The sequence below is a fragment of the Microcystis sp. 49638_E5 genome, assembly GCF_021300285.1.
Classification (GTDB): Bacteria; Cyanobacteriota; Cyanobacteriia; order Cyanobacteriales; family Microcystaceae; genus Microcystis; species Microcystis aeruginosa_C.
In genome coordinates this window covers 26,437-51,179 of the sequence record NZ_JAJTDH010000019.1, presented here as the reverse complement: position 1 = coordinate 51,179, position 24,743 = coordinate 26,437, and the positions used below count along the sequence as shown (strand labels likewise).

Annotated in this window: 28 protein-coding genes and 1 pseudogene; 14 read left to right on the top strand and 15 right to left on the bottom strand. The window is 41.1% G+C overall.

What is annotated here, in order from left to right; translation table 11 throughout:
- Positions 1–10 precede the first annotated feature (10 nt).
- Positions 11–2,176, top strand: coding sequence for an O-linked N-acetylglucosamine transferase, SPINDLY family protein (locus tag LW728_RS08045; RefSeq protein ID WP_287766145.1), 2,166 nt, complete (start codon positions 11–13; stop codon positions 2,174–2,176).
- A gap of 5 nt (positions 2,177–2,181) precedes the next feature.
- On the opposite strand, the gene pip is transcribed toward LW728_RS08045, so the two are convergent.
- A complete protein-coding gene (gene pip, locus LW728_RS08040) occupies positions 2,182–3,132 on the bottom strand; it encodes a prolyl aminopeptidase (protein WP_002782674.1) in 951 nt (316 codons plus the stop codon).
- A 191-nt stretch (positions 3,133–3,323) separates the two neighbouring features.
- Here pip and LW728_RS08035 point away from each other — a divergent pair, with 191 nt between their 5' ends.
- From LW728_RS08035 to LW728_RS08005, 7 genes are all read left to right on the top strand, one after another.
- Entirely contained in the window at positions 3,324–4,715 is a 1,392-nt protein-coding gene (locus tag LW728_RS08035; protein WP_287766142.1) for an NAD-dependent malic enzyme, read from the top strand.
- 31 nt (positions 4,716–4,746) lie between these two features.
- On the top strand, positions 4,747–5,481 hold the full coding sequence (locus tag LW728_RS08030; RefSeq protein ID WP_002799799.1) for a M15 family metallopeptidase: 735 nt from the start codon (positions 4,747–4,749) through the stop codon (positions 5,479–5,481).
- A 355-nt stretch (positions 5,482–5,836) separates the two neighbouring features.
- Positions 5,837–6,013, top strand: coding sequence for a hypothetical protein (locus LW728_RS08025; protein WP_002799794.1), 177 nt, complete (start codon positions 5,837–5,839; stop codon positions 6,011–6,013).
- 45 nt (positions 6,014–6,058) lie between these two features.
- On the top strand, positions 6,059–6,499 hold the full coding sequence (locus LW728_RS08020; RefSeq protein ID WP_287667493.1) for a protein kinase domain-containing protein: 441 nt from the start codon (positions 6,059–6,061) through the stop codon (positions 6,497–6,499).
- Positions 6,500–6,566: 67 nt separating this feature from the next.
- Positions 6,567–6,836: a UPF0367 protein family gene (locus tag LW728_RS08015; protein WP_002756830.1), complete on the top strand. Its 270-nt coding sequence runs from the start codon at positions 6,567–6,569 to the stop codon at positions 6,834–6,836.
- 152 nt (positions 6,837–6,988) lie between these two features.
- Positions 6,989–7,657 (top strand): energy-coupling factor ABC transporter ATP-binding protein, encoded by a 669-nt coding sequence (locus LW728_RS08010; RefSeq protein WP_002799790.1) that lies wholly within the window; start codon positions 6,989–6,991, stop codon positions 7,655–7,657.
- 73 nt (positions 7,658–7,730) lie between these two features.
- Positions 7,731–8,291 (top strand): NYN domain-containing protein, encoded by a 561-nt coding sequence (locus LW728_RS08005; protein WP_196219400.1) that lies wholly within the window; start codon positions 7,731–7,733, stop codon positions 8,289–8,291.
- Positions 8,292–8,419: 128 nt separating this feature from the next.
- Here the strand turns inward: LW728_RS08005 and sfsA are convergent, their stop codons facing one another.
- Positions 8,420–9,139: a DNA/RNA nuclease SfsA gene (gene sfsA / locus LW728_RS08000; protein WP_002755011.1), complete on the bottom strand. Its 720-nt coding sequence runs from the start codon at positions 9,137–9,139 to the stop codon at positions 8,420–8,422.
- 80 nt (positions 9,140–9,219) lie between these two features.
- A complete protein-coding gene (locus tag LW728_RS23155) occupies positions 9,220–9,408 on the bottom strand; it encodes a hypothetical protein (protein WP_071839390.1) in 189 nt (62 codons plus the stop codon).
- A 220-nt stretch (positions 9,409–9,628) separates the two neighbouring features.
- Between LW728_RS23155 and aroC the strand changes: the two genes are divergently transcribed.
- Positions 9,629–10,729, top strand: a complete 1,101-nt coding sequence (aroC, locus tag LW728_RS07995; protein WP_287766137.1) for a chorismate synthase — start codon at positions 9,629–9,631, stop codon at positions 10,727–10,729.
- 13 nt (positions 10,730–10,742) lie between these two features.
- Positions 10,743–11,945: a glycosyltransferase family 4 protein gene (locus LW728_RS07990; RefSeq protein ID WP_287766134.1), complete on the top strand. Its 1,203-nt coding sequence runs from the start codon at positions 10,743–10,745 to the stop codon at positions 11,943–11,945.
- A 259-nt stretch (positions 11,946–12,204) separates the two neighbouring features.
- Here the strand turns inward: LW728_RS07990 and LW728_RS07985 are convergent, their stop codons facing one another.
- Positions 12,205–12,795: a Uma2 family endonuclease gene (locus LW728_RS07985; RefSeq protein WP_287766131.1), complete on the bottom strand. Its 591-nt coding sequence runs from the start codon at positions 12,793–12,795 to the stop codon at positions 12,205–12,207.
- Between the two features lie 76 nt (positions 12,796–12,871).
- Here LW728_RS07985 and LW728_RS07980 point away from each other — a divergent pair, with 76 nt between their 5' ends.
- The 3 genes and pseudogenes from LW728_RS07980 to LW728_RS23375 form a co-directional block, all read left to right on the top strand.
- Positions 12,872–13,156 carry a hypothetical protein gene (locus tag LW728_RS07980; RefSeq protein WP_149977975.1) on the top strand — a complete coding sequence of 95 codons (285 nt, stop codon included), beginning with the start codon at positions 12,872–12,874 and terminating at the stop codon, positions 13,154–13,156.
- Complete coding sequence (locus LW728_RS07975; RefSeq protein WP_002804348.1) at positions 13,153–13,572, top strand: type II toxin-antitoxin system VapC family toxin; 420 nt, start codon at positions 13,153–13,155, stop codon at positions 13,570–13,572. Before LW728_RS07980 ends, LW728_RS07975 begins: the two co-directional genes overlap by 4 nt.
- 35 nt (positions 13,573–13,607) lie before the next feature.
- A pseudogene (locus LW728_RS23375) lies at positions 13,608–13,715 on the top strand (ATP-binding protein); the annotation flags it as partial.
- A 115-nt stretch (positions 13,716–13,830) separates the two neighbouring features.
- Here LW728_RS23375 and LW728_RS07970 read toward each other — a convergent pair.
- Positions 13,831–14,421: a Uma2 family endonuclease gene (locus LW728_RS07970; RefSeq protein WP_287766126.1), complete on the bottom strand. Its 591-nt coding sequence runs from the start codon at positions 14,419–14,421 to the stop codon at positions 13,831–13,833.
- Positions 14,422–15,007: 586 nt separating this feature from the next.
- Positions 15,008–15,502: a hypothetical protein gene (locus LW728_RS07965; RefSeq protein WP_002801393.1), complete on the bottom strand. Its 495-nt coding sequence runs from the start codon at positions 15,500–15,502 to the stop codon at positions 15,008–15,010.
- Between the two features lie 364 nt (positions 15,503–15,866).
- Between LW728_RS07965 and LW728_RS07960 the strand changes: the two genes are divergently transcribed.
- Complete coding sequence (locus tag LW728_RS07960) at positions 15,867–16,697, top strand: hypothetical protein (RefSeq protein ID WP_287766124.1); 831 nt, start codon at positions 15,867–15,869, stop codon at positions 16,695–16,697.
- 129 nt (positions 16,698–16,826) lie between these two features.
- On the opposite strand, the gene LW728_RS07955 is transcribed toward LW728_RS07960, so the two are convergent.
- The 9 genes from LW728_RS07955 to LW728_RS07915 form a co-directional block, all read right to left on the bottom strand.
- Positions 16,827–17,510, bottom strand: a complete 684-nt coding sequence (locus LW728_RS07955) for an anticodon-binding protein (RefSeq protein ID WP_287766122.1) — start codon at positions 17,508–17,510, stop codon at positions 16,827–16,829.
- Positions 17,511–17,653: 143 nt separating this feature from the next.
- On the bottom strand, positions 17,654–18,430 hold the full coding sequence (locus LW728_RS07950) for a type II restriction enzyme (protein WP_287766121.1): 777 nt from the start codon (positions 18,428–18,430) through the stop codon (positions 17,654–17,656).
- 29 nt (positions 18,431–18,459) lie between these two features.
- Entirely contained in the window at positions 18,460–19,374 is a 915-nt protein-coding gene (locus LW728_RS07945; RefSeq protein ID WP_287766119.1) for a DNA adenine methylase, read from the bottom strand.
- 73 nt (positions 19,375–19,447) lie between these two features.
- The gene (locus tag LW728_RS07940; protein WP_002784786.1) at positions 19,448–19,963 is read right to left on the bottom strand and encodes an alpha/beta hydrolase; all 516 of its coding nucleotides are present in this window, start codon (positions 19,961–19,963) and stop codon (positions 19,448–19,450) included.
- 167 nt (positions 19,964–20,130) lie between these two features.
- Entirely contained in the window at positions 20,131–20,457 is a 327-nt protein-coding gene (gene frp / locus LW728_RS07935; protein WP_002746320.1) for a fluorescence recovery protein, read from the bottom strand.
- Positions 20,458–20,686: 229 nt separating this feature from the next.
- Positions 20,687–21,649: an orange carotenoid-binding protein gene (locus LW728_RS07930; protein WP_002801386.1), complete on the bottom strand. Its 963-nt coding sequence runs from the start codon at positions 21,647–21,649 to the stop codon at positions 20,687–20,689.
- Positions 21,650–21,950: 301 nt separating this feature from the next.
- Positions 21,951–22,709: an ABC transporter ATP-binding protein gene (locus LW728_RS07925; RefSeq protein ID WP_287667445.1), complete on the bottom strand. Its 759-nt coding sequence runs from the start codon at positions 22,707–22,709 to the stop codon at positions 21,951–21,953.
- A 70-nt stretch (positions 22,710–22,779) separates the two neighbouring features.
- Positions 22,780–23,595, bottom strand: a complete 816-nt coding sequence (locus tag LW728_RS07920) for an ABC transporter permease (RefSeq protein ID WP_287766116.1) — start codon at positions 23,593–23,595, stop codon at positions 22,780–22,782.
- Between the two features lie 86 nt (positions 23,596–23,681).
- The gene (locus tag LW728_RS07915; RefSeq protein ID WP_287766115.1) at positions 23,682–24,722 is read right to left on the bottom strand and encodes an ABC transporter substrate-binding protein; all 1,041 of its coding nucleotides are present in this window, start codon (positions 24,720–24,722) and stop codon (positions 23,682–23,684) included.
- Positions 24,723–24,743 lie beyond the last annotated feature (21 nt).

Genomic DNA, 24,743 nt, shown 5'->3' with positions numbered 1-24,743 from the left:
GATAAAAACTATGCAATGGCATCAAGACATACAAACACACTTAAACGACAATAATTATCAACTGGTATTGCAGTTTTATGAACAATTAATTGAAAACAATTCTCCAGTAATTGAGGATTATTTTTATCTAGGATTAGCCTATCTTTTACAAGATAGAGAAGAAGACGCGCAAGCTACTTGGTTACTGGTGTTGAGTCAAGCAGCCGAATCAGAATTATCGGGGTGGATAGAAACTTTAACTCAAATCTTAGATGCAGAGGCAACCAGACAAGAAAATTCCCAAAGATTAGAGACAAGTTATCTAATTCGATTGCAGCTACAAAATCTTAATCCTAGTTTTTTAAACAATCTCCTGCATCTGATGGAATTAGAAATCCAATTCCAAATTTTTGCGATGGAAAAGTTCAATGATTGGTGTGTATTTGAACTGTTAGAAAATACAGCTACAGCAGCAATTAATGTTGATTTACTGCTGGGAGTGACGGAAAAAGTTTTAATCTACCCCTGTACTGATACCATCCACTTTTTAGAATTAGCAGCCTTACATATCAATAATCCAGAAATAATTGCAGCCAAAGTTATCTCAGCAATTGTCAATTATGCTTATCAACAAAAGCAAAGTGTATTTGCCATTAATTTAGTAGAACTTTGTTTGCGCTTTCTACCGGAGGATTTATACCTACAAAATAGTTTGTTTAATCTTTATAAAACCACCACTGTTGACTATAAAAAATCTCTAGAAATTGCCGATAATTTTTATAAAAGTTGCCAAACAACTACTGAAAAGCTCTTGGGAATTTCTCTAGTAATTGGTATTTTACAAGCTAAGGGAGACTGGGGAAATTTACCTAAATTTATCGATGAATTAATACAACTAATCGAGGGACAAATTAAGGCCAAACAATTTAATGCACGTCCCTTTATTATCGACTCTATTTTGGGAGTTACTAGCTGTCTTCCCTACTATCAAGATAATCCCAAAATTAATCGCTATTTACAAAGTAAACTAGCGGAAATTTTCCAAGCAGATGTGAGAAACCGCTATAACTATATAGCTCCTGTTTCTTCTCCAAAATCTCCAGCAAGAAAAATAAAAATTGGTTATATTGCCCATACTCTCCGTCGTCATTCTGTGGGTTGGTTAAGTCGCTGGTTATTTCACTATCATAATCGAGATAAATTTGAAATTTACACCTATTTTGTCAACCAAGCAGCGGACGAAATTACTGAAAAATGGTTTATAAATAACTCAGATTATAGCTATAACTTGCCCGCAAAAATTGAACAAATAACTGCACAAATTCGTCAAGATAACTTAGATATTTTAGTGGATATTGATAGCTTAACCAATAATACAACTTATCTAGTAATGGCTTTAAAACCAGCACCGATACAAGTAACCTGGTTAGGATTAGATGCGTCGGGAATCCCTGCTATTGATTATTTTATTGCCGATAACTACGTTTTACCCGAAAATGCTCAAGAAATTTATTCAGAAAAAATTATCCGACTTCCTAACTCTTATTTATCCGTGGATGGTTTTGAAGTGGGTGTTCCCACTAGGAGAAGAACTGATTTAAATATTCCCGATGATGCTATTATTTATCTGACCGTGCAATCGGGATTAAAACGCACTTTAAACATGATTTGTCTGCAATTGCAGATTCTTCAACAGGTTCCTAATAGCTATCTTTTAATCAAAGGTTTTGCCGACAAAGAAACCATTCGAGAATTATTTCTCAAAAGTGCCGACGAATTGGGAATTAGTCAAGATAGATTAAGATTTTTGCCCAATGATTTCAATGAGGAAACCCATCGCGCTAATCTAGGAATTGCTGATATAGTTCTCGATACCTATCCCTATAGTGGTGCTACCACAACCCTAGAAACCCTCTGGATGGGGATTCCTTTAGTCACTAGGGTTGGTGAACAATTTGCAGCCCGTAATAGCTATACTTTTATGAAAAATGCCGGCATTAGTCAGGGTATAGCTTGGAGTGATGAGGAATATGTGCAGTGGGGAATTAAGTTAGGATTAGATCAAAATTTAAGGGAAGAAATTCGTTATCAATTACGTCAATCTCGTCATATATCTCCCCTCTGGAATGGGAAAAAATTTACCCTAGATATGGAAAAAGCCTACGAACAAATTTGGCAAAATCATCACGATAATTAGGTGATTTATAAGTTAACAAATTTATCGGTAGCCTCAATTAAAGCACTACGAATTCCCACTTCTGTCATCGAATGTCCCGCATCGGGAACAATGATAAATTCCGCTTCCGGCCAAGCTTGATGTAATTCCCAAGCAGAAATCATCGGACAAACAATATCATAACGTCCTTGCACGATAACCGCGGGAATATGGCGGATTTTATCAACATTTTCGATCAGTTGGTTATCCGTCTCTAAAAAACCCTTATTGACAAAATAATGGCATTCAATGCGTGCAAAAGCTTCGGCAAAATTATCCTGACCGAATCTCTCGATTAAATTGTCCGCGGGAATTAATTTGCTGGTACTTCCCTCCCAAATTGACCAAGCTTTGGCAGCTTCTAGACGGATTTGGGGGTTATCGCTAGTCAGTCGCCGATAATAAGCGGCCAGCAAATCACCCCTTTCTTCCGGGGGAATAGGTGCTAAATAATTCTGCCAAATATCGGGAAAAATATAACTGGTTCCCTCTTGATAAAACCATTTTAATTCTTTTTCTCGCAGTAGAAAAATCCCGCGCAAAATTAAGCCTAAACAGCGTTCGGGATGGGTTTGACTGTAGGCTAAAGATAGGGTACTTCCCCAACTACCGCCAAAAACTACCCAGCGATCAATTTTTAATAATTCTCGTAGTTTTTCGATATCTGCCACTAACAGCCAAGTGTTATTTTCTCTTAACTCAGCGTGGGGGGTACTTTTCCCGCAACCCCGTTGATCAAAAAGGACAATTCTCCATTTCTGTGGATCGAAATACTGACGATAAATCCCCTCAATACCACCTCCAGGCCCGCCATGGAGAAATACTACCGGTTTACCCTGGGGATTGCCCACTTCTTCATAATAGATTGTGTGGAGAGCCGATACTTTTAAGTAACCAGTACAATAGGGATCGATCGCCGGATATAATTCTCTAGTCATATTTACAGTCTTTCTCATTAAGATAAAGTCTAACCTAATTTGCCATCTCCCCACACCCCACACCCCACACCCCGCTCCCCTGGTGTTAGGCCCAGAGAGACCCTAATAGCTAAAGAAACTGCACGATTAGATACCAAAGTCCCTCACAGATAGAAGATAATCAATATTTATCAGTATTGGAAGCCTTCAGCATGGTTCATTTAACGCCCAATCCTAGCTATAGTCTAAGTCTCAAGATAGAAATCCCCAATCAAGCGGGAACCTTCGCTTCTGTCCTCAATGCGATCGCCGATGTGGGGGGGAATTTAGGGCAAATTTCTCTGATCGAACGCAATTTAAAGATTAGCACCCGCGAGATTATGGTTGATGCCGCTAGTACCGACCAAGCGGAACAGATTATCGCTGCGGTTAAAGCTCTACCAGATGTTAAACTGCTCAAAGTTTCCGATCGCACCTTCGATATCCATCGTCGGGGTAAAATCTCCATTGAGAGTCGTATTCCCCTCACCTCCCAAGATGACCTGGCCATGGCCTACACCCCCGGAGTTGGTCGCATCTGCACCGCTATCGCTCACCAACCCGAACTGGTGTACTCATTGACCATCAAGGGCAACACCGTCGCTGTAGTGACCGATGGTAGCGCGGTATTAGGATTAGGAAATCTCGGGCCAGAGGCTGCCCTGCCGGTAATGGAAGGGAAAGCGATGTTATTCAAGGAATTCGCCGGAATTGATGCTTTTCCCATCTGTTTAGCCACCCAAGACCCCGAAGAAATCATCGCAACCGTCAAAAGAATCGCTCCGGTTTTTGGGGGTATTAACCTAGAGGATATCGGCGCTCCACGCTGTTTTGAAATCGAGAAACGTCTGCGAGCGGAATTAAATATTCCCGTTTTCCACGATGATCAACACGGTACAGCGATCGTTTCCCTGGCTGCCCTGATTAATGCCCTCAAATTTGTCAAAAAATCGCTTGATACAGTCAAAATCGTCATTAATGGTGCGGGTGCGGCGGGAATCGCCATCGCTACTCTCTTTAAAACCGCAGGAGCCACAAATATAATCCTCTGTGATTCCCATGGCATCCTCTCCCAAAACCGGGACGATTTAACCCCAGAAAAACAAGCTTGGGCCGTGGCTGCCACTGGTAAGCTAGGGGATGCTCTCAAAGGCGCTGATGTCTTCCTGGGGGTGAGCGCACCGGGGGTATTGACTCCCGAAATGGTTAAGGGAATGGCTAAAGATGCGATCGTCTTTGCCATGGCTAATCCCATTCCCGAAATTCAACCGGAATTAATCAATGATTTGGTGGCCGTGGTGGCTACCGGACGCAGCGATTATCCCAATCAGATTAATAATGTTCTCGCTTTCCCCGGATTATTTCGCGGGGCCTTGGACTGTCGCGCTAGGGCAATCACCGATAATATGTATCTGGAAGCGGCCAAAGCGATCGCTTCTTTGATCACTCCTGCTAATCTTGATCGAGAGAATATTATTCCCTCGGTTTTTGATGGTCGTGTAGTTACGGCTGTGGCCGCCGCCGTTCAACAGGCTGCTCGTCAAGATGGAGTGGCCGGGGAATAATGTAATTATGGTGCAGGAGGGTAAGTAAACCGTGAAACCGATCGATGATATTCCCGAAGCTTTGCGGGACAACCAGTACAGAAAAACTACTAATCCCCAGGGTCTAATAGCGATCGCAAGCGGTTTACTCGCTCTGGTGGGAACCGGCCTAATTGCCATAGCAGTCTTGAATCGTCCCCCTGCTTCCGTAAAAAAACCGGTTATTAACCCATCCCCCCCCATTAAAGCCACTCCTAGCCCGATTGAGAACATTCTAGGTCATTTACCCTATCAAGAGGCCCCAGAGACGGAATTAGCCCCCATTACTGGGGATGGTACTATGCGTTTAAGGAAACCGGCAGCCAAGGCTTTTATCCAGATGCAGAGTGACGCGAGAAGGTCGGGGGTGATTTTAATGCCGATTTCCGCATTTCGATCGAAAGCAACCCAAGAAAAGCTCTTTTTTGAAGTTAAAAAACAACGCAATCAGCAAACCCGCAAACGAGCAGAAGTGAGCGCACCTCCGGGTTACAGCGAACATCATACCGGTTATGCGATCGATATTGGTGATGGTAGCACTCCCGCAACGAATTTAAGTAGCAGTTTTGCTAATACTGCCGCTTTTCGTTGGTTGCAAAATAACGCTGCCCAGTATAGTTTCGAGTTATCTTTCCCCGAAAATAATCCCCAGGGTATTAATTATGAACCCTGGCACTGGCGTTTTGTCGGGGATAGTCACAGTTTAGAAACTTTTTATAAAGCCCAACAATTAGGAAAACAAAAATAAGATAACCTGATCGGCAATTGCGTCCTGTAGGGGCGAAGCATTCGGACAATAACCTATCGCTGAAACCAGAGATTTTCTATCCGAATGCTTCGCCCGTACTTTTTCAACTTTTTAGAAAACCTAACAATTAGGAAAACAAAAATAAGATAACCTGATCGGCGATCGATAGCATTATCTGGAGTTAATTACTAAAATAGGATGACATTGTCTTCTGGGTGTTTCTGATCTGTCCAAGCCGGTAGAATACTTAACAAATGAGCAACGGGAACGAGTTGGGGTTTTATTAGACTGGAACACCTATTCTCGATTTGCCAATCTATTAGGCCTCGATCAAGATTATTTGATTGGTTTGAGTGTGGATGAATTAAAAGCGCTGGCAAGTTGTCAATTAGCCCTGGTAGAGCCAACCCGTTTAGATGATTTAGTGATGAGAAATGCAGCATCTTTGCCCTGCGCTGATGAGGTAGCTGAGTTAGATGAGTTGTTGGCAAAAACAGATCAATTAACAATTCTTAAAACCCTTGCCAGATAACCGTTTATTTGGTGATGGAATTGGTGAAGGGACAAACTTTAAGAGATATTTTACGATAAACAACCAGAAAAGAGATTAAATGAGAAAGATATTGAGTCGGTAATGAATGATTTAGTCAGTGCTTGGGAAGCAGTGCATGATGAGAAGCAAGATATTTATCATTTAGATTTAAAACCAGATAATGTCTTAATTACCGATGAAAAACGGCTGGTTTTAATCGATTTTGGGGCAGCAAGGCAAGGATTGAGAAAGAATAGTCGCAGTGTTCAAGCTTTTACTGAAAGCTATGCAGCTCCAGAGGTAATTTTAGGGGAAGATGCAGGAAGTTATAGCGATTTGTTTGAGTTGGAGATGATGTTACATGAAATGTTAACAGGTGAGCTGCCTCTCCTACGCAAGTCCCTTATGACCCTAAGGTTATCGGCGGTGGGTGATGGGCAACTATGGGGAGATAGGGGAATTTCAACTAAAACCCCAACACCCTAAAACCCCAACACCCAAGCCCTGTTATACAATGGTTTTTGACTTGTTTTTTGGAAGGGAACGCTAAACTATGTATTCGATCGATATTACCCTGAAACTCTCGCCCATCCCCATTTCCGTGCAGCGCAAGGAAGAAGCGGCGGCAGACGCTTTGTATCAAACAATTATTAACGCTATGCGATCGCCGAATCCAGAATTATTAGAATTAACCTGCGAAAAACAAACCGATAAAAAGGTGGCGGTTTTGAGCGATCAGATCAGTGCGGTGATTGTGTCACAAAAATCCGGGGCTGCCTCCACTGGTAGAGCGCCGGGGTTTGTCGCTTTAGCCACAGAATAGTTCTTTAATCAGTTATCAGTGAGCAGTAACCAGTAATCAGTGACAAAAAACGGCAACCGCCTACATAACACTTTCGGCTCAAAACTCAAAACTGATAACTGATAACTGATAACTGATAACTGATCACTGATCACTGAAAAGGCTGATAATTCATGACTATAAAAGTAAAAGATCTCTGGTTTAGCTGGCCGAATGGGAAATCAGTATTAAATGGCTGCTCTTTGCAAGTTCCCAGAGGAGAATTTTGGATGTTGTTGGGGACAAATGGCAGCGGTAAATCAACCCTGCTGCGGCTCTTAGCGGGATTATTAAAACCTAGTCGCGGTGAAATAGAGATACCTAACCCCCTCGGTTTTGTTTTCCAAAATCCCGACCATCAGTTAGTTATGCCAACAGTGGGGGCAGATGTGGCTTTTGGATTGGTATCCGAGGGTTTATCCACGCCGGCAATTCGGGCCCGGGTGCGGGAATCCCTAGGGGCGGTGAATTTATTAGAAATGGAAAAACGACCGATCTATGCTCTCAGTGGCGGACAAAAGCAAAGAATCGCCATTGCGGGGGCTTTAGCTCGTCATTGCGAGGTTTTGCTCTTTGATGAACCCACCGCCCTTTTGGATGGGGATACCCAAATAGAATTAGTCTCTCAAGTGCAGAAATTGGTCAAAAACCGAGGTATTACAGCCCTTTGGGTGACGCATCGCCTGGAGGAATTGGATTACAGCGATGGGGCATTTTTGTTAGAGGGGGGTAAGGTAACGGATCGGGGAAATCCCCTAGAATTAAAAGCGAGATTATTGGCAAGTGCGGCGGTTGAATCTTAAATTTTTTGTTAATATCATTAGGATGCTGTTTTTTAGAACTGCCCTTAATGCTACACCAATTACTCTCAAAGCCATGGTTAATTCTTCTGATCGTTCCCTTCTGCTGGTTGACGGCTACAACGTCATCGGCGCTTGGCCGTCCCTGAAAAAAATCAGCGATCGCCACGGTCTCGAACCGGCGCGAGACAAGTTAATTGAAACCCTAATCGGTTACACCCACCATCAGGGTTATCAAACCCAAATCGTCTTCGATTCCTACCTTCAAGATACCCCCGGCAGCCAAGAACGCTACACTAACCATTTATCGGTTTATTTTACCGCTCACGCTCAAACCGCCGACACCTATATCGAGAAAACCTGCGCCGATTTTTGGCACGATCGCGCCCCAGCTATCGGACGGATTATCGTCGCTACCTCTGATAATGCCCAAAAAATGACCGTTATGGGTTATGGGGCCCACTGGATTTCCGCTCAACGTCTGGAAATCGAGGTGGATTTAACCGGTCGTCGTCTGAGAAAATCCCAGAGTTCTTCTCAAAGTCCCAAAGGGCGTTTTTTATTCCATTCTCTCGATGCTCAGGTGCAACAGAAATTAGAGAAAATGCGCCACGGAATTAGTTATCAAAAACCTTGACAAATTACCTCAAATATGTATCGACAAAATCGCCATTAGAGGCACAGGTAACTGTGTCTCTAAGCTTTTCAAGGTCAGTTGCGGTCTGGGGGATTTTGTCAAAAGCTGGCCCATCTAAACCACTGGTTTCACAGTTGCAATTCTGCTAAACCTAAATAATAAATTCCCGTGGGTGTCACTTGGAAGCGACAGGGTAAAACCTTGACTCCTTTAGCCACTGCTTGACGTAATAACTGCCCGTATTTAGCATCTTTACTATCCCCCGGAGCAAACCGGTCACAATCACCCCGATTAATAAAGTAGAACATAATCGCCTCCGCTGCCGGCAATAAAGCCATTAATTCCTGTAAATGCTTCTGTCCTCGCGTGGTGACAGTATCGGGAAAAAGTGCCGTTTCTCCCTGATTCCAAGTGGTATTTTTAACCTCGATATAGGTGAGGGAATTATCCCCATGGGTCAAAAGAAAATCAATTCTACTGCCATTATTTTGACCGTAGGCCACTTCCGATCGCACCTCGGTGTCATTTTTGACCAAATCGGGAAAAACCCCTTGCAACAGGGCATTTTTCACCACCTGATTAGGAAGATTGGTATTAACTCCCACCCAAGTCTCCCCCAGTTGAATCATCTCCCAGGTGTAAGCTAATTTTCGCTTCGGGTTATCACTGCGAGAAAGATAAACCGGTTGACCTTCTACGCATACATCGGTCATCGGTCCGGTATTAGCGCAATGGGCCGTAATTAATTCTCCGTTGTCCAGTTGTATGTCGGCAAAAAAGCGTTTGTAACGTTTAATTAAAATACCCTTGACAAGAGAAGGGTATGTGTGAACTAACAAAGAAGTCATCAAATTTTCGCCAGGCTATATAAGGTAAAGAATAGCCTTTTTTTGGGAGCTTAACCTGAAGACAGGAGACCTTTCAGTTATCAGTGAACAGTGATCAGTAAACAGTAATCATAGTATTTTCCTTTATTCGTAGCAGGCATTTTACTCTCTTGGGTTTGGTGGGTAAAATGTATTCTAAAATACAGTTCTGCTGGCGAGCAAATGGAACGAACCACAAAGACACAAAGGACACAAAGATTGATCGGTCTTATATAAGTTAAACTTATCACACAAAGAATAAGAGAGCCGGCATTTTACTCCCCTCTCCCTTTGGTTGTGGGGGTAAGGGAAATTAACCATCTCTGCGATTACTTTTGAAAAATGGCATCAGTGACAAGAAAACGGCAATTTTCTACTTAAGACTGTCCACTAAAAACTCACATCTGATCACTGATAACTGATAACCGCTCAGGTACAATAAAAGCTTGAGGCTTAATAGACATTGAGATTATGGGTAACACTTTCGGACGACTATTTCGGGTTTCCACTTTTGGAGAATCTCACGGGGGTGGGGTAGGAGTGGTTATCGATGGTTGTCCCCCGCGCTTAGAAATTTCTGAAGAGGAGATTCAAATCGATTTAGACCGTCGCAAACCGGGACAAAGCAGAATCGTGACCCCGCGTCGGGAAAATGACATTTGTGAGATAATTTCGGGCGTTTTTGACGGCAAAACCCTCGGTACACCGATCGCTATTCTAGTGCGGAATCAGGATGCTCGCTCGCAAGATTACAACGAAATGGCCGAGAAATTCCGACCTTCCCACGCGGATGCCACCTACGAGGCAAAATACGGCATTCGCAACTGGAAAGGAGGAGGCAGATCTTCGGCCCGAGAAACCATCGGCCGGGTGGCCGCAGCAGCGATCGCCAAAAAAATCATTAAATCTATCTATAATGTCGAGATTATCGGCTATGTGAAGCGAATTAAAGATATTGAGGCAATCATCGACCCCAACACCGTCACCCTCGACGAGGTGGAAAGTAATATAGTGCGTTGTCCCAACGGGGAAACGGCCGCCCAAATGATCGCCCTGATCGACCAAATTCGCCTGAATAAGGACTCGATCGGCGGTGTGGTGGAATGTGTAGCCAGAAATGTGCCGAAAGGTCTAGGAGAACCCGTTTTTGATAAGCTAGAAGCCGATTTAGCTAAGGGGATGATGTCCTTACCCGCGAGCAAGGGATTTGAAATCGGATCGGGATTCGCGGGAACCTTCTTAACCGGCAGCGAACACAATGACGAGTATTTTATCGATGATAACGGGGAAATTCGCACCACGAGCAATCGTTCGGGGGGTATCCAAGGGGGAATCAGTAACGGTGAAAATATTATTATCCGCATCGCTTTTAAACCCACCGCAACTATCGGTAAAGAACAAAAAACCGTGACGCGCACCGGGGAAGAAACCACCCTGGCAGCCAAAGGAAGACACGATCCTTGCGTTTTACCCCGAGCGGTCCCTATGGTAGAAGCGATGATGGCTTTGGTATTATGCGATCATCTGCTCCGTTTTCAGGGACAATGTACGGTTAGCGATCGCTTTTTCTAAACCTTTACCCGCGATGAAATTTTTATTCCTTCATTCCAACTTTCCCGCCCAATTTCGCCATTTAAGCACGGTTTTGGCTCAAGACCCCCGAAATCAAGTTATTTTCGGCACTACCCGGCAAGAGGGAGAGATAGCGGGGGTAAAAAAATTTATTTACAAGGAAAGTCGCGCTGTTTCTCCCCAAACCCATCATTATGTCCGTCCCCTCGAAAGTGCGGTTTTACAAGGTCAAGCGGTTTATGGTGTTTGCCAACAACTGAAAAATCAAGGATTTTATCCCGATATTGTCTATGCACATTCTGGCTGGGGGCCGGGTCTATTTATCAAGGATATTTTCCCGAAAACTAAGTTTTTAGCCTATTTTGAATGGTTTTATCATGCCCATGGTTCCGATGCTGATTTTGATCCGGCGGATCCCCTTAATGCTGATGCCGAAGCCCGGATTAGAATTAAAAATGCGACGATCCTGATCGATCTGGTCAGTTGCGATCGAGGTTTATCGCCGACTATCTGGCAAAAACAACAATTTCCCAGCGAATTTCACTCGAAACTGACGGTTTTGCACGATGGCATCGATACGGACTATTTCTGTCCCCGTCCCGATGTGCAGTTAGTGATTCCAGAGATAGGTTTAGATTTATCGGGTGTTAAGGAGATTGTCACCTATGCAACCCGGGGAATGGAACCCTATCGCGGTTTTCCCCAATTTATGACGGCTGTTTCCCTAATTTTAGCCCGTCGGCCTAACTGTCATGTGGTGATTGTCGGGGAGGATCGGGTCGCTTATGGGAAAACTCTACCGGACGGCAAAACCTATAAACAATTGATGTTAGAAAGCCTTTCTTTGGATTTATCCCGGGTGCATTTTACCGGTTCTCTGCCCTACGGTCAATATAAACAGGTTTTACAGGCATCAGCGGCCCATATCTATCTTACCCGTCCTTTTGTGCTGTCTTGGTCAATGTTAGAGGCTATGGCCATGGGTTGCGTGGTGATTGGTTCCGATACTCCCCCCGTGCGAGAATTAATTACCGATGGGGAAAATGGTTTATTAGTGGATTTCTTTTCTCCTCAACAAATAGCCGATCGCGTCGATGAAGTGTTAGATTATCCCCAGGGTTGGCAAAATCTGCGTTTAAATGCTAGGGAAACTATCAAGCAACGCTACGACCTCAAGCAATGTTTACAGAATCATCTAGATTGGTTATTGAGTTGATGAAATGAGAGCATTTTCCCAAAAATACTGTCTTTTAAATGATTAATATCGCTATTAAATTCTTTCTCTTACAATCCTAATTCCTTCCTAAGCAGGAATATTACCTGCTCGTCTTTCTTCTAATAATACGGAGGCGATGAAACGGTTAAAAACTTGTTCCCTTTTGCTGGAATATTGAGAATTTAATTCTTGGCATTCTGCAACTTTTAAGTTAACCCATAATCTTTAGATAGGCAGAAAAAATCACCATTTTCTATTGTTATGTTGATTCAATAATTTTTATCCCTGCTCTAAATTCTCGCAGTGCTTGAGCATGATTTTCTGTATTAATACAACGCATCAATAAACCTACATCTAAACTCGGTAAAAGTTGCGATTTACTAACAGCTTTATATCCCTCATTTCCTAAACTATAAAACAATAATTCATCATTCATCCAAAACCAAACTTCAGGGATTTGTAACCGTTTGTATGCTTCCAGTTTATTAATTCCTCCACTACTAACAACCACCTCAATCACTAAATCAGAATGTTTTCTATTGGCTCCCAACTCATAGGATTTATCACCTTCTCTTTTAACCTTTTCAAATTCATTTTCTAAGGTGACAGAACCAGTAGGAGTAAAATCTAATCCCAAAAATTCTAAATAAATTTCTAGTAAAGCACCAATACGTTCTTTGATAGTTTCGTGTTTTTTCCCTGGCATTTTTCTAATCTCCAAAACTCCATCTAAAAAAGATAACCTTAACCCTGGGCGATCAATTAGCTGTTCAACAGCTTTAAATTCTCTCCAGGTTAAGTCACTAATTAAAATTGGTTCTGCTTCTCGTTCAATGAGTGTAGTTATCATAATTTAAACCCAAATTTAGAGCGTGAATTTTGTTGACTATGATATGATATAAAAACAGAGTATCATAAAAAACATCATGCAAGCGTACAAACTCAAAGGAAAAATTGATCAATCTGGTAACTTGCTGATTACCGAACCCCTGAATTTACCCCCCGGAAACGTGGAAATTGTAGTTTGGGCAGCCACAGATACCCTTGATCATACCACAACCCCAACCACTGAACCAGCACCAGAAACACCAAAAAGACCAACTAAAATCAAGGTTTTGCAAAACTGGTTTGAGAAAACCCAACCTGCACCTCCTGATTTTGATCCAGAGCAAGCTAAATGGGAATATTTAAAGGAGAAACATAACCTGTGAAAGTCTTGCTTGATACCAACATCATTATAGATATTGCCCTGGAAAGACAGCCTTACTTTACTAATAGCGAGACAGTTTTGGCATTTGTTGAACAGGGACAAATAGAAGGCTACATTTCAGCATCAACTATTAGTGACCTTTATTATCTTATTCGTAAACAAAAAGGTCGAGATTTAACTATTGAGTTTTTGCAAGAAATACTTACTTTTTGTCAAATTGCTACAGTAAATCAGGCTGCAATTATAATGGCTTTCACAACCAATTTTCAGGATTTTGAAGATTCTATTCAATACTCTACTGCGGTAGTTAATAAATTGGATGCAATTATTACCCGTAATCCTCAAGATTTCCCCATTATCACGCCACGAATTATCACTCCTGAACAATTAATTGCCGAATTAACCAACTCTCATTAGCTGGTGGTTTTAATAATGTATCAAGAGCATAAAAAATGTCTAAACTTAAAGAGTTCATCTATTACCAAAATTCTATGACTCGCTGGTTTAATATTGCAGGTCCCTGTTCAAACGATATCCACTATATGCTCTCTCCCACAGTCCTCATTTTGAAACGATTTTGCGTTGTTTCAGCGATCTAGAGATTCGTTAAGAATTATTAACCCCTCTGGGTGCAAGGGTTTTAATGTCATGAAACCTTAAAATGAGAATTGCTGGTTATGTTGATTCAATAATTTTTATCCCTGCTCTAAATTCTCGCAGTGCTTGAGCATGATTTTCTATACCAATACAACGCATCAATAAACCTACATCTAAACTCGGTAAAAGTTGCGATTTACTAACAGCTTTATATCCCTCATTTCCTAAACTATAAAACAATAACTCATCATTCATCCAAAACCAAACTTCAGGAATTTGTAACCGTTTGTATGCTTCTAGTTTATTAATTCCTCCACTACTAACAACCACCTCAATAACTAAATCAGGATGTTTTCTATTTGCTCCCAATTCATAAGATTCATCACCTTCTCTTTTAACCTTTTCAAATTCATTTTCTAAGGTGACAGAACCAGTAGGAGTAAAATCTAATCCCAAAAATTCTAAATAAATTTCTACTAAGGAAGCAATACGTTTTTTGATAGTTTCGTGTTTTTTCCCTGGCATTTTTCTAATCTCCAAAACTCCATCTAAAAAAGATAACTTTAACCCTGGGCGATCGATTAGCTGTTCAACAGCTTTAAATTCTCTCCAGGTTAAGTCACTAATTAAAATTGGTTCTGCTTCTCGTTCGATAAGTGTAGTTATCATAATTTAAACCCAAATCTAGAGAGTTAATTTTGCTCAACATGATATCATATAAAAACAGATTAAGTGGGTAGGCGTTAAAAATTATCAGATGCCCCCCTTATCAAGGGGGATCCCCCCGCCTATCGGCACCCCCCTTATCAAGGGGGGCAGGGGGGATCGGCACCCCCCTTATCAAGGGGGGCAGGGGGGATCGAACCTAAAATCCATTTTTAATTTATTAATTATAACCAGCTACTTATCATGAAAAATATCAGAGTCTGACAAACCCCCCTTAATCATACCATAGCCAGTAAACCTTTTGAGAATACCAAATCATCAGACTTCTTGTAAAAATCAAAAATTGTTGTTAGGGTTAGAAGTCAGTAGCCAGTAGTCGGTCGTCAGGAGAATTAAGAATGAATAAAAATCAATTAAGTGGTCTATTTACATATTTTATGCAATTTAATCCTTATTTTTGACGTTTTTGAACCCTCAAAAATCAACTATGCAAGAGATATTATCTAAATTACTTGTTAATACTGCACACTTAAAACTCAAATCTGATAACTGATAACTGATAACTGATAACTGATAACTGATAACTGTCTTACTCGGCCTTTACCAAACCCTGAGAGCGAATACAGGCCAGTTCCCAGCGACAATCGGGATTAACTTCCACTGGTTTGAGTCGGGCCCAGATTTCGCCTTGAGCATCGGCATAAAAACTATCGATAATAGCGGCAATACGAGTACCGAAAGGTTCGGTAATCAGGACAGAATCGGTCAGATTAAATACTTCGCCATTAGCTCCCGTCGCTTTTTCGATGACGGGAATTTCTGCTTTGGGAATTGGTTTTCGGAATGGAGGAGCCGAATCGAAACGGGGACGGAGAGGAGATTTTATCTCGCTACTGACTGATTTTACCGTTTCCTCGGCTGGTTTTTCCTCGATGATTTCTGGAGGAGTTTCTGGAGGTTTGGGGGGTACTGCAGCCCTAGAACCCTTTTTAATAATTTGTAGAGGTTGTAGGGGAGGAGTGGTTTTAATTGGCTCTTCGGGAGGTTCAGGGGTGCTAGGGGTTTTCTTCGGGGGACGTGGCATGATACGACAAGGAAAATAAAAACTATAGGATTATTGAAGCACATCGAGCCGCTAACCCGCTCGACCGCTGCTTGTGTCAATTTTGCTGTGGCTAATTCTTCCCTGGATCCAGGCCAGATACCCCGCACTATAGCTATCTAGGAATTAGTCGATTCCCCTCTCTCCCCAACTTATTGAAAAAATTTCTCATTAAGTATTGACAACAATTCCTAATAAGCTTATAGTTATTTATAGTGTTCTCCTCTCAAGGATCGGCAGTGGAACCGCGCGGCAGTCTCTAACAATGCGGTTCCCATTTTTTTTTGGAACGATAGAAGGCTTTTAACGTCTCTAAACTTCTAGGTTTCCTCATCCTTTGGCTTTTATGAACGATAATTCCGACCTGTACCTCGATCATCTCACCCATGCGGATACTGTCATTACTGCTGAAATTGTCGAGCATGAGAGTCAATCAACAGATGAGACAGATTGGGCAGCTCTATCCTCTCATTTACGTCAACAAAATCAAGAATTACAAGCGGAGATCTGGCGACGGGAGCAAGCTCTCGGGGAACTGCGATCGCAGTTAGCCGAGCAACATCGTCGCTGGCAAAGTTGCGATACCCTAATCCAGCAGCAAAACGAGGAACTGCAATACGAAAAGCAACAATTACAGCGAGCTTTAGGAGAAATCGAACAGTATCGTCAAGCAGAACAACGGCAACCGATGATTATTGCCAATTTGACCGCAGAATTGACCCGCACACGCCAACAATTAGCCCGTTTAGAGCGAGAATGTGCCTTAATTCAGGAAAGTTATCAGGAAAAAAGCCAAAAACTCTGCAACTATGACCAGCAATTGCAGGAATTACGCACCCGTCTCCAACGTCAGCAACGCTACACCCTCCAGTATAAAGCGGCCTTGGCCCAGTATTTCCAGCGCGGTAGCGATCGCAATTTTTCCCCAGATTTAGCCATTGTTGCCAAGGCAGCTGCGATCGAGCCTTGGTCTCAGACAGAAAACCAAGAAAGCGATGAAGTGGCTCCCATCGATGAGTTTTTAGCGGAATTAGAGACAATTGAGCCAGTAGAATCCTTAAAGAAGAAAGACAGGGATTGGCCCGCACCTATCATCTCTCCTTCCCCGAAATATTCCTCTTTTCGGGTTGATTTGCCCACTTTTATTAAATATCGCCAAGAAGAAAATAATTCCTAAACAACAGAAAGAGAGCCGGCGACTGTCCATGTTTCGTCTCGGCTCTCTATTCTGGTTCGCTCCTCACACTAATTAAAATCTATCATAGGCTGATGGTTTTGTCCACTAAATTCATAAAAGTTGATATTTTTATAGTTCCGTCATTGGCAGCAGTTGCCATTTTTGACGGAGAAGACGGTTAAGTAGTTTTTGACTGACGCTAATCAGGATTAATCTCGATCGCTGAATTGGGGCGGATTCTCCGATAATGCGACAGTTACGCTCAAAATTGAGCATCGCTTCGCAAAAATTCGCGGTTAGGGGATAAAGTTTCTGGCCTTCCCAACAATCGCAAACGGTTAAAATTTGCAGGATTAAGGCTATTTCGGCGGGATGATGCCACGATAACGGTTCAGACTCGGTTAATCTAATTTTTTCCCGATTGAGCAGTTGTAACAAACCAGAATAACGAGCGTGAGTGTATTGAAATAAAAAGAAAAATTCTCCTCTGGGATGGAGAGGAAGCTGATCGGAGAAAAACTTATCGATTAAATCGTTTAGTTTCAGTAACCAAAAGGACAAAAATTGCTGATCTAATAATAATTCTAGCCATCCTTCCCTAAGCTGAATTTGTGGAAAAAGGGCGATTAAATGGTTAAATATGGTTTGACATTGAGCGGGCGTAAAATAATAAAACAGAGGTGAACGATAGAGGACACTATCAGTTTTTGGGCAACGATAGAAAGTTAATTTATGGTTGTTTTCTGGAAAAATATTAATTAATTGTTGTTTTAAACAATGCTCGATCGAGGGATGATTGCAGATAAAATTCATACTCAGAAGGGTAAACAAGGCGTTTTTTGCAGATCAAAATGGTCGGTTTATTCTAGTGTTCTCATGAGAGACATTCTAGATTTTGATACGCTTAATCAACAATCAGTTAATTGTGTCTAACTGATATGAGAACTACGATAAATTTAGCTTATGATTTCAAATCTCGCTGAGTCCACCAGCTTAATACTATTATAATTGTCTGGATTTTCAAACTCGAATTTCCATAAATAATATATATTTGATTTCTTAGCAAAAAATAGTGTAACAATTTTCTTTTTAGTATGCAGTTGCCATTGTCTAGATGGATAATACAACTGTCTGATAATTACATTGTCTATACTTAAGTTTTTGGCTTCAATCAGGACAATTTGGTTCTTGCCTTCATATCCTGCATCCACCTCTGTTTGTACACCTTTAATTTTAAGAACATGATCATTAATTTTTAGTGTAAATTCAGGGGTATATTTTCTACCACGAATGGTTAATACTAGGCTATTATCTTTGATAAAGTGACGAATTAGACTCGATGCGTAAGCGAAGTCCAGATGTTGCATTTCTGAATCACCTATCAAGGAAGTTTCTAATTGAAAATCTAATAAAGTTTGATAATTTTGTATGGGTGTTTCTATGATAGGAATATCAACATAACCCTCGCCCTTTAATATCACATACTCTCCATTCTTGACTGGTAAAATAAACAATCCTAGCTTTTTAAAAACTTCTGGGCGGCTTTCTCTTGTATCTTGTTTACATAAAATTCTTACTTCTCTTTCCCCTGTAGTTTCAAAATGTTTTGTGGATGCTTTAATCTGTTCAGCCTTAATAAAATAAGGATGATTACAAAAATCATGATCGTGCAAGTTATATCTATCGAATACAGCTTGCCACCCTCGATCTGTTGAAGAAATATTTTTATTCATGTCGTATTTTCTGTTAGGCTTAATTTTTGTCAATTATTGATCAGTAATTCCCAGATTTCTCCCCTATTATTGCCCTGGGAATTAATATTTCGTCGGGCTTTTACCCTTTGAATATTATAATCTTTATATAAATCATCAAAAAAATTATTGTCAGAGTCAAAGTTTTTAACGTCGGAATTACTTAAAATAAATTTATAACCTGCCCGATCGACTCGATCGATAAATTCTTTTAATCTTATTTGCTCCTCATCGTTAAAATCTTCTTTAGTATAAGAGGTAAAAGCTGATGTTTTTTTAATCGGTTTATAGGGAGGATCAAAATAAAATAAAGTCTTGTTATTGGCATAATTTAGGGTTTGGACAAAATCTCCTTGTAGGATCGTTACTTTTTGTAAATGATGGTTGACAGCTAATAAGTTTTCTTCATTGCAGATCAATGGTTTGACATATTTTCCAAAAGGGACATTAAAAAGTCCTTTGCTATTGACTCTATAAAGTCCATTAAAACAAGTTTTATTGAGAAATAATAACAAAACTGTTTTTTCTACATCTTCATCACAGCCACGAGAATTAAATTCTATTCTTTTATCTAAAAAAAACTTTTGTTGTTCCTCTAGATTTTTAAGTTCATAAAAATCCTGCTGGATTTTTTTAAGCTTGACTATTAATTCTTTGACATTATCTTTAATAACATTATAAGCCATGATTAAATCAGGATTGATGTCATTAATAATAAATTTTTGAACAGGATAGGGATTATTTAATACTGAGAATAAAACTGCCCCACCTCCGACAAAAGGTTCAATGTAGTTAAACTGACAATCCTGAGAAATATGGGAATTAATCAAAGATAGAATATTAGGAACCAGTTGAGTTTTGCCTCCCGCCCACTTTAAAAAAGGTTTGCCGCTAACTGTTTTCCTTTGAGACAAAGAAGTGGTCATTATTATTGCTAGATTATCCTAATTTATTCAATTTACAGCGCAATTCAAGAAAACCTGAAAGGCGGATTTGGTATCAGAAAGGTAAACGGGGCATTTTTTTCAATACTGATTCAATTTGGTTGATTAAATCCAGCAGACGATTGCCATCCACATGAACCTCGCTGGTGGGATAATTGGCAAGGACTTCGATGACTTGAATCTCGTTATCGTTGAGGGCAGAAGTGACTAAGGAACCGCGTAAAGCTTGCCGACTAGCGGCTCGATTGGGGGTGTGGACAATTTCGGCGGCATAATCTAGCAAACTTTCGCCAAAAAAACTATTAAGAAATTTGGAAAGAAAGACGGCATCCACCGCTACCCGACGATTAAGGATTTTGCGGAATTCTTCGGGTTTTTGGTTAGCCATCTTTAATTGTGCCGCCAAAGCGGGAGCTAATTCGCCTGTTTCGCTCAATTGCTTTAATTCTGATACCGATACGGACCCTTGGAAGATGTGGTATTTGATGATAGCTGATTCGGCGGCTGACAAAGACTGACAAACACCGAGAAAGATAGATATTCCTAGGGGAAGTAAAAGATTTTTGAACATAAACCAAAGGTGCAAAACAAGCGAAAAGCGATCGGGATGATTGACTCATTCTAGCGGAATTGGTTGCCGCTTAGGAAAAACTTAAGACGGTGTGGATTATCTAGAGATGAATTTTTTAGTCACCCAACTAGGAGCAGAAAGCTGATAGCTTAATGCTAATCATTAATTTACATTCGCGACAGGGCAGCGATTTTTGCTAGTTTATCTTTTTCCAAACCGTTGAGATCCTCTAGCTTTAACCATCCTTCCTTTAACAGTTGAGCAAAGACAAAAATTAGGGAAGTATAGCGATAGTCATATTTACCATCAATCTGATGTCGTCGGGCGCTTAGATAATCGTGCATTTGCCAGATATCATCTAAAACCGTGATCTGACCAGACTGTTCTTTAATATGTTCTATTAAAGTGCTAGTTTCTCGCTGATAGGCTTTTTGGAAAGCAGTTTGAGCAATTTCTTGTTCCGTATCTGACCAAATTATTTCACTCATAGGCATGATTTTAGTTTTAGGGATGATAATTTTGGATTTTTGAACTACCTCGACTCTTTTCGCCCACATCTGTAAGAATAATTGTTTAGTTATTCTTACCTAGATCGGAGAAGAAACCGGTGTATTTACCAATTTTTTTAAGTCAGCCTTTTAATTGTATAAAAAAAAGAGTTCACTTGACAAGGAACTCTAATAAGTTTCATCAGAATTTTTAATGATTTCTCTCAGTAGCTATTTAGCCACGGGCAAAGTTTAATAATTCTTTCGGAGAAGCTAATAAATCGATCGCTACGAAGAAAATTTTATTATCAGGAGTTAGGAGGAAGCGCCATGCCATATTCATACCCACACCTGCACCAAACCAAGGAGTTTGTACTTTTCCCGTCACTTTAATCTGAGTAAAACCGTCATCGGCGGGTTCTACTACACCGCGTTCGGGGATTAATTTCAAATTTTGGCATTCTTCCCGGAAAAAGCGATATACTGCCTCTTTACCGACGACGGGACGTTGGAAAGGTGGTTGCAGAGCGCCGTCAGGGGTGAATAATTCAATTAATACATCAAAGTCGTTAGCGTTGAGGTTGTCCATATAGTTGAGGACGGTGGCATTGGTAACGCCTTCAATGCTAACTTTGGTCCGTTCGGCAATATTTTGGGGAGGAACCACGGGTTCGGAAATACGGTTATAATCGCCCAGTTTCTTGGGATCGTAGCCCATATCGACCACACAATTCCGCAGAACGGTGATTTGTTGTCCCGACTCTAATTTTTTAATCCCGTCTAAAACGGCGCTGGCATTAGCAGATAGTTCATAACCCTTGGGAATTGGGGCAACATTGCCATCTTCCATCCATTGTCCTAATTGATACCAGAATCCCAGTTTGATGTTAGCAGACCAAGTGCCGTAGGTACGACAAATCGGGGTGTCAGCATGGTTCGCTAAGTCGCACATCACCTGCGACTGTTGCAGGGGTGACATCTGCCGAATTTCATTCATGGTTTTTTCGGCAAACACCATACTAGCAGCGCCGGGGGCGGCAACGGTGATGGTTTTGCCCATTTCTAGGTAGGCAAACCAAATCAAGGCTAGTTGATCTTCGGTATTCAGCTGATTGAAACGCGCAATCGTGGCAGGAACCACATCCGCTGATAGCGTGTTGGGGAAAATGCTCCGCGCTGATTCGATCGTAAACGGCATAGATTCACCTTGAAGTAAAGTTTTGTATCAATCTACCAGCATTCTATCATATTTGCGCCCCAAGGCAGCACCCCCGGGGAAACTTTCCCAAAAAAAGCTGTACTTTAGATCACACTTACCCGGGATTATCACAAAATCTTAATGGTTGAACAACTGTTCTATCACTTATCTAGGGTTTGCGGCAGCAACGAGCGATCGCTGTTTGGCGATGCTAGATAACCGAAAGTATCTCTAAAGGATGATTTTTGCTGCTCTAACTCGTTTTCAACCCGGGACTACTCTTGATCATCCCTAGTTTTTTCTAGCATTTCTCACCCCGTAGCAGGCCGTAAATTTGATCCGTATAGTCATAAAACTGAGCTTGTCGTTTAATTTTATAATTACGATCTACGGGTAAATTAATTGTTAATTCCCGTTGTATAGTCCCGGGCCTAGCACTCAAAACATAAATACGTTGAGCCAAAAAAACCGCTTCATCCACATCATGGGTAATCATTAAAATACTACACCTGATTTTTTGCCAAATTTCAATTAAATATTCGTGCATTCTTTCTTTGGTTTGTACATCTAAAGCTGCAAAGGGTTCGTCCATTAATAAGACTTTGGGATGACAGGCAAGAGAGCGGGCGATCGCAACCCGTTGTTTCATCCCACCCGATAGTTCTCTGGGGTAAGCATTAGCGAATTGGATTAAACCGACAATATCCAGATAATAACAGGCCACTTCCCAGCATTCTTTTGTCGATAATCCCTGTAGTTTTAAGCCAAATTCAACATTTTTTTGGATCGTCATCCAGGGATAGAGTGTATAATTTTGAAAAACCATGCCGCGATCGGCTCCTGGCCCTGTCACTTCAACACCATCAACGGTAATTTTGCCGGAAGTGGGCAATTCTAAACCCGCAATCATTCGCAACAAAGTCGATTTTCCCGAACCAGAGGCCCCGACCGCACAGACAAATTCAGCACTTTCAACGTGTAAATTAATATCTTTCAGAGCGACCACAGCACCTCGTTTAGTGGTGAAAATTTTATTGATTTGAGTAATTTCTAAGTGCATTAAGGTTCTTCTCTTATCATTAAAATAACTTTACTGGTGACAGAATAAACTCTGTTATTGAGTTTTTAAGTTAACGAGTAATTGACCATTTACAAGTCCAATGCAAAAACAAACGAAAACTTAAATCTAGGGCAAAGCCAATAATTCCCAGGACAATTAAACAGGCAAAAATTTCATCGGTTCTCAGAAATTTCTGGGCTAATAAAATGCGTTTGCCTAATCCATTATCCGCCGCCACTAATTCCGCCACTACTACCAAATTCCAGGCGGCTGCCATATTAACCCGAAAAGTATCAATAATATTAGGAATAATATAGGGAGTAATCACTTTAAATAAAACCTGTTTTCGCGTTCCTCCAAGGGTATAAGTTACTTCGATAAATTCACGGGGAATGAACTTAACTGCATCCATAATCATCAGGGTATTAAAGAAAATTGTCCCGATAAAAATCAGCATAATTTTTGACGTTTCTCCAATACCCAAATAAATAACCAATAGAGGAATAAAAGCAGGAGCGGGCATATAACGTACAACGCCAATGATCGGTTCCATTAAACTACGAATACTCGGAAAAGTTCCCATTAAAATCCCTAGGGGAATAGCAAACAATCCTCCTAAAAAAAAGCCCCCAACTACTCGTAAAAAACTGGTAATAGTATCTTGAATTAAAAAGCCCTGTTCTGCTAATTTTCCTAAGGCCTGAATAACGGCTAAAGGAGAAGGCAAAAATACGGATTCAATGCCCGCAAAACTAGAGATTAGTAACCAGAAAATAAGCGGGACAATAATAGAGGAAACCATTAAAGTCCATTTGAGGGATTCGGGAATATCCTCGGTAATCCGCCAAAAAGTGCTTTGAGGAAGCGTTTTATGTGTTGTGGTCATGGGATTTGCCAAAGAAAAGAATAATTTTGATAGCCAATATCACCCAGTTATCAAACAATTCTTGAAGTCAATGATTAAGGGACTAATTAGGATTTTTTGTCTTGATTTGCCAACGCCTTGACAAATTGGGCATCTAAAATGGTTGTTAGATCGGGGACTTTTTTAATAAAGCCAACTTCCCTCATAAAATCAGCCATTTTTTGAGCGGCAAAGGGCATATTTTTCATGGTTTTCCCCGGACTAAAGGCTTCTAGGTTTTCTTCTAAGGTGAAAAACTTCGTTCCCTCTTTATATAAGGCCAATTCTTCTGTGCTAATGCCCGCACGCTTGGCCATAATCTCATCGGCTTTTTGGGGATTTTTAGCCATAAACTCTCGAACATCAAACCAGGTTTTGACAAGAGCCTGAACCTGTTCTGGTTTTTCTTTTATTAATTTGGCACTGACAACTAACAAATCAGGAATAGCACCTGGAAAAGCTTTAGAACTAATTAATTCTTTAGAACCTTTTCGTTTAAGGGCCGTTGACCAAAAGGGTGGAAAAGCGGCCACTGCATCGACTTTTCCCGATGCAAAAGCGGCGGCGGCAGCCCCTGTTTCCATGGGGACAATTTGCACATCTTTACGACTCATTCCCTCTTTTTCTAGGGCTAAACTGAGGAGAAAGTCACCAACAACGCCTTCTTCAACAGCAACTTTTTTGCCTTTTAAATCTTGAATCGTTTTAATCTCTTCTGTGACAATAACTTTGTCATTTCCTGACGAGTTATCATTAACTAAAACAGCAACCTGACCATTCACTGCATCTCCCGCAAAAGCGATTGTATCGTTGAGAGTTTGGCTATTTCCATCTAATTGTCCGGCAGCTAAAGCTTGCAAGGATTCAAGATAACCATCAAACCATTTCATTTGAACATTAGCCCCATTTTTAGCAAATAATCCCTCCTCTTCAGCGATCGCCCAGGGCCACCAACCGGCCCAATTACTATAACCAATGACAATGGGGGCAGTATTACTCAGAGAACTACTTGCATTGGGGGTTTGCTGAGGAGCTTGATTACAACTAATGGTCAGCAGTAAGCTACTAAAAAAAACGAGAAGTAAGGAGAAAAAATTGCGCCGTTTCATAGGTAATAGCCTTTAGAGATG

Excerpts from the sequence above, each read along its gene's own strand:
- LW728_RS08045 (WP_287766145.1), top strand. The coding sequence starts at position 11 with ATGCAATGGCATCAAGACATACAAACACACTTAAACGACAATAATTAT.
- pip (WP_002782674.1), bottom strand. The coding sequence starts at position 3,132 with ATGACTAGAGAATTATATCCGGCGATCGATCCCTATTGTACTGGTTAC.
- LW728_RS08035 (WP_287766142.1), top strand. The coding sequence starts at position 3,324 with ATGGTTCATTTAACGCCCAATCCTAGCTATAGTCTAAGTCTCAAGATA.
- LW728_RS08015 (WP_002756830.1), top strand. The coding sequence starts at position 6,567 with ATGTATTCGATCGATATTACCCTGAAACTCTCGCCCATCCCCATTTCC.
- LW728_RS08010 (WP_002799790.1), top strand. The coding sequence starts at position 6,989 with ATGACTATAAAAGTAAAAGATCTCTGGTTTAGCTGGCCGAATGGGAAA.
- LW728_RS08005 (WP_196219400.1), top strand. The coding sequence starts at position 7,731 with ATGGTTAATTCTTCTGATCGTTCCCTTCTGCTGGTTGACGGCTACAAC.
- sfsA (WP_002755011.1), bottom strand. The coding sequence starts at position 9,139 with ATGACTTCTTTGTTAGTTCACACATACCCTTCTCTTGTCAAGGGTATT.
- aroC (WP_287766137.1), top strand. The coding sequence starts at position 9,629 with ATGGGTAACACTTTCGGACGACTATTTCGGGTTTCCACTTTTGGAGAA.
- LW728_RS07990 (WP_287766134.1), top strand. The coding sequence starts at position 10,743 with ATGAAATTTTTATTCCTTCATTCCAACTTTCCCGCCCAATTTCGCCAT.
- LW728_RS07985 (WP_287766131.1), bottom strand. The coding sequence starts at position 12,795 with ATGATAACTACACTCATTGAACGAGAAGCAGAACCAATTTTAATTAGT.
- LW728_RS07980 (WP_149977975.1), top strand. The coding sequence starts at position 12,872 with ATGCAAGCGTACAAACTCAAAGGAAAAATTGATCAATCTGGTAACTTG.
- LW728_RS07970 (WP_287766126.1), bottom strand. The coding sequence starts at position 14,421 with ATGATAACTACACTTATCGAACGAGAAGCAGAACCAATTTTAATTAGT.
- LW728_RS07965 (WP_002801393.1), bottom strand. The coding sequence starts at position 15,502 with ATGCCACGTCCCCCGAAGAAAACCCCTAGCACCCCTGAACCTCCCGAA.
- LW728_RS07960 (WP_287766124.1), top strand. The coding sequence starts at position 15,867 with ATGAACGATAATTCCGACCTGTACCTCGATCATCTCACCCATGCGGAT.
- LW728_RS07955 (WP_287766122.1), bottom strand. The coding sequence starts at position 17,510 with ATGAATTTTATCTGCAATCATCCCTCGATCGAGCATTGTTTAAAACAA.
- LW728_RS07950 (WP_287766121.1), bottom strand. The coding sequence starts at position 18,430 with ATGAATAAAAATATTTCTTCAACAGATCGAGGGTGGCAAGCTGTATTC.
- LW728_RS07945 (WP_287766119.1), bottom strand. The coding sequence starts at position 19,374 with ATGACCACTTCTTTGTCTCAAAGGAAAACAGTTAGCGGCAAACCTTTT.
- LW728_RS07940 (WP_002784786.1), bottom strand. The coding sequence starts at position 19,963 with ATGTTCAAAAATCTTTTACTTCCCCTAGGAATATCTATCTTTCTCGGT.
- frp (WP_002746320.1), bottom strand. The coding sequence starts at position 20,457 with ATGCCTATGAGTGAAATAATTTGGTCAGATACGGAACAAGAAATTGCT.
- LW728_RS07930 (WP_002801386.1), bottom strand. The coding sequence starts at position 21,649 with ATGCCGTTTACGATCGAATCAGCGCGGAGCATTTTCCCCAACACGCTA.
- LW728_RS07925 (WP_287667445.1), bottom strand. The coding sequence starts at position 22,709 with ATGCACTTAGAAATTACTCAAATCAATAAAATTTTCACCACTAAACGA.
- LW728_RS07920 (WP_287766116.1), bottom strand. The coding sequence starts at position 23,595 with ATGACCACAACACATAAAACGCTTCCTCAAAGCACTTTTTGGCGGATT.
- LW728_RS07915 (WP_287766115.1), bottom strand. The coding sequence starts at position 24,722 with ATGAAACGGCGCAATTTTTTCTCCTTACTTCTCGTTTTTTTTAGTAGC.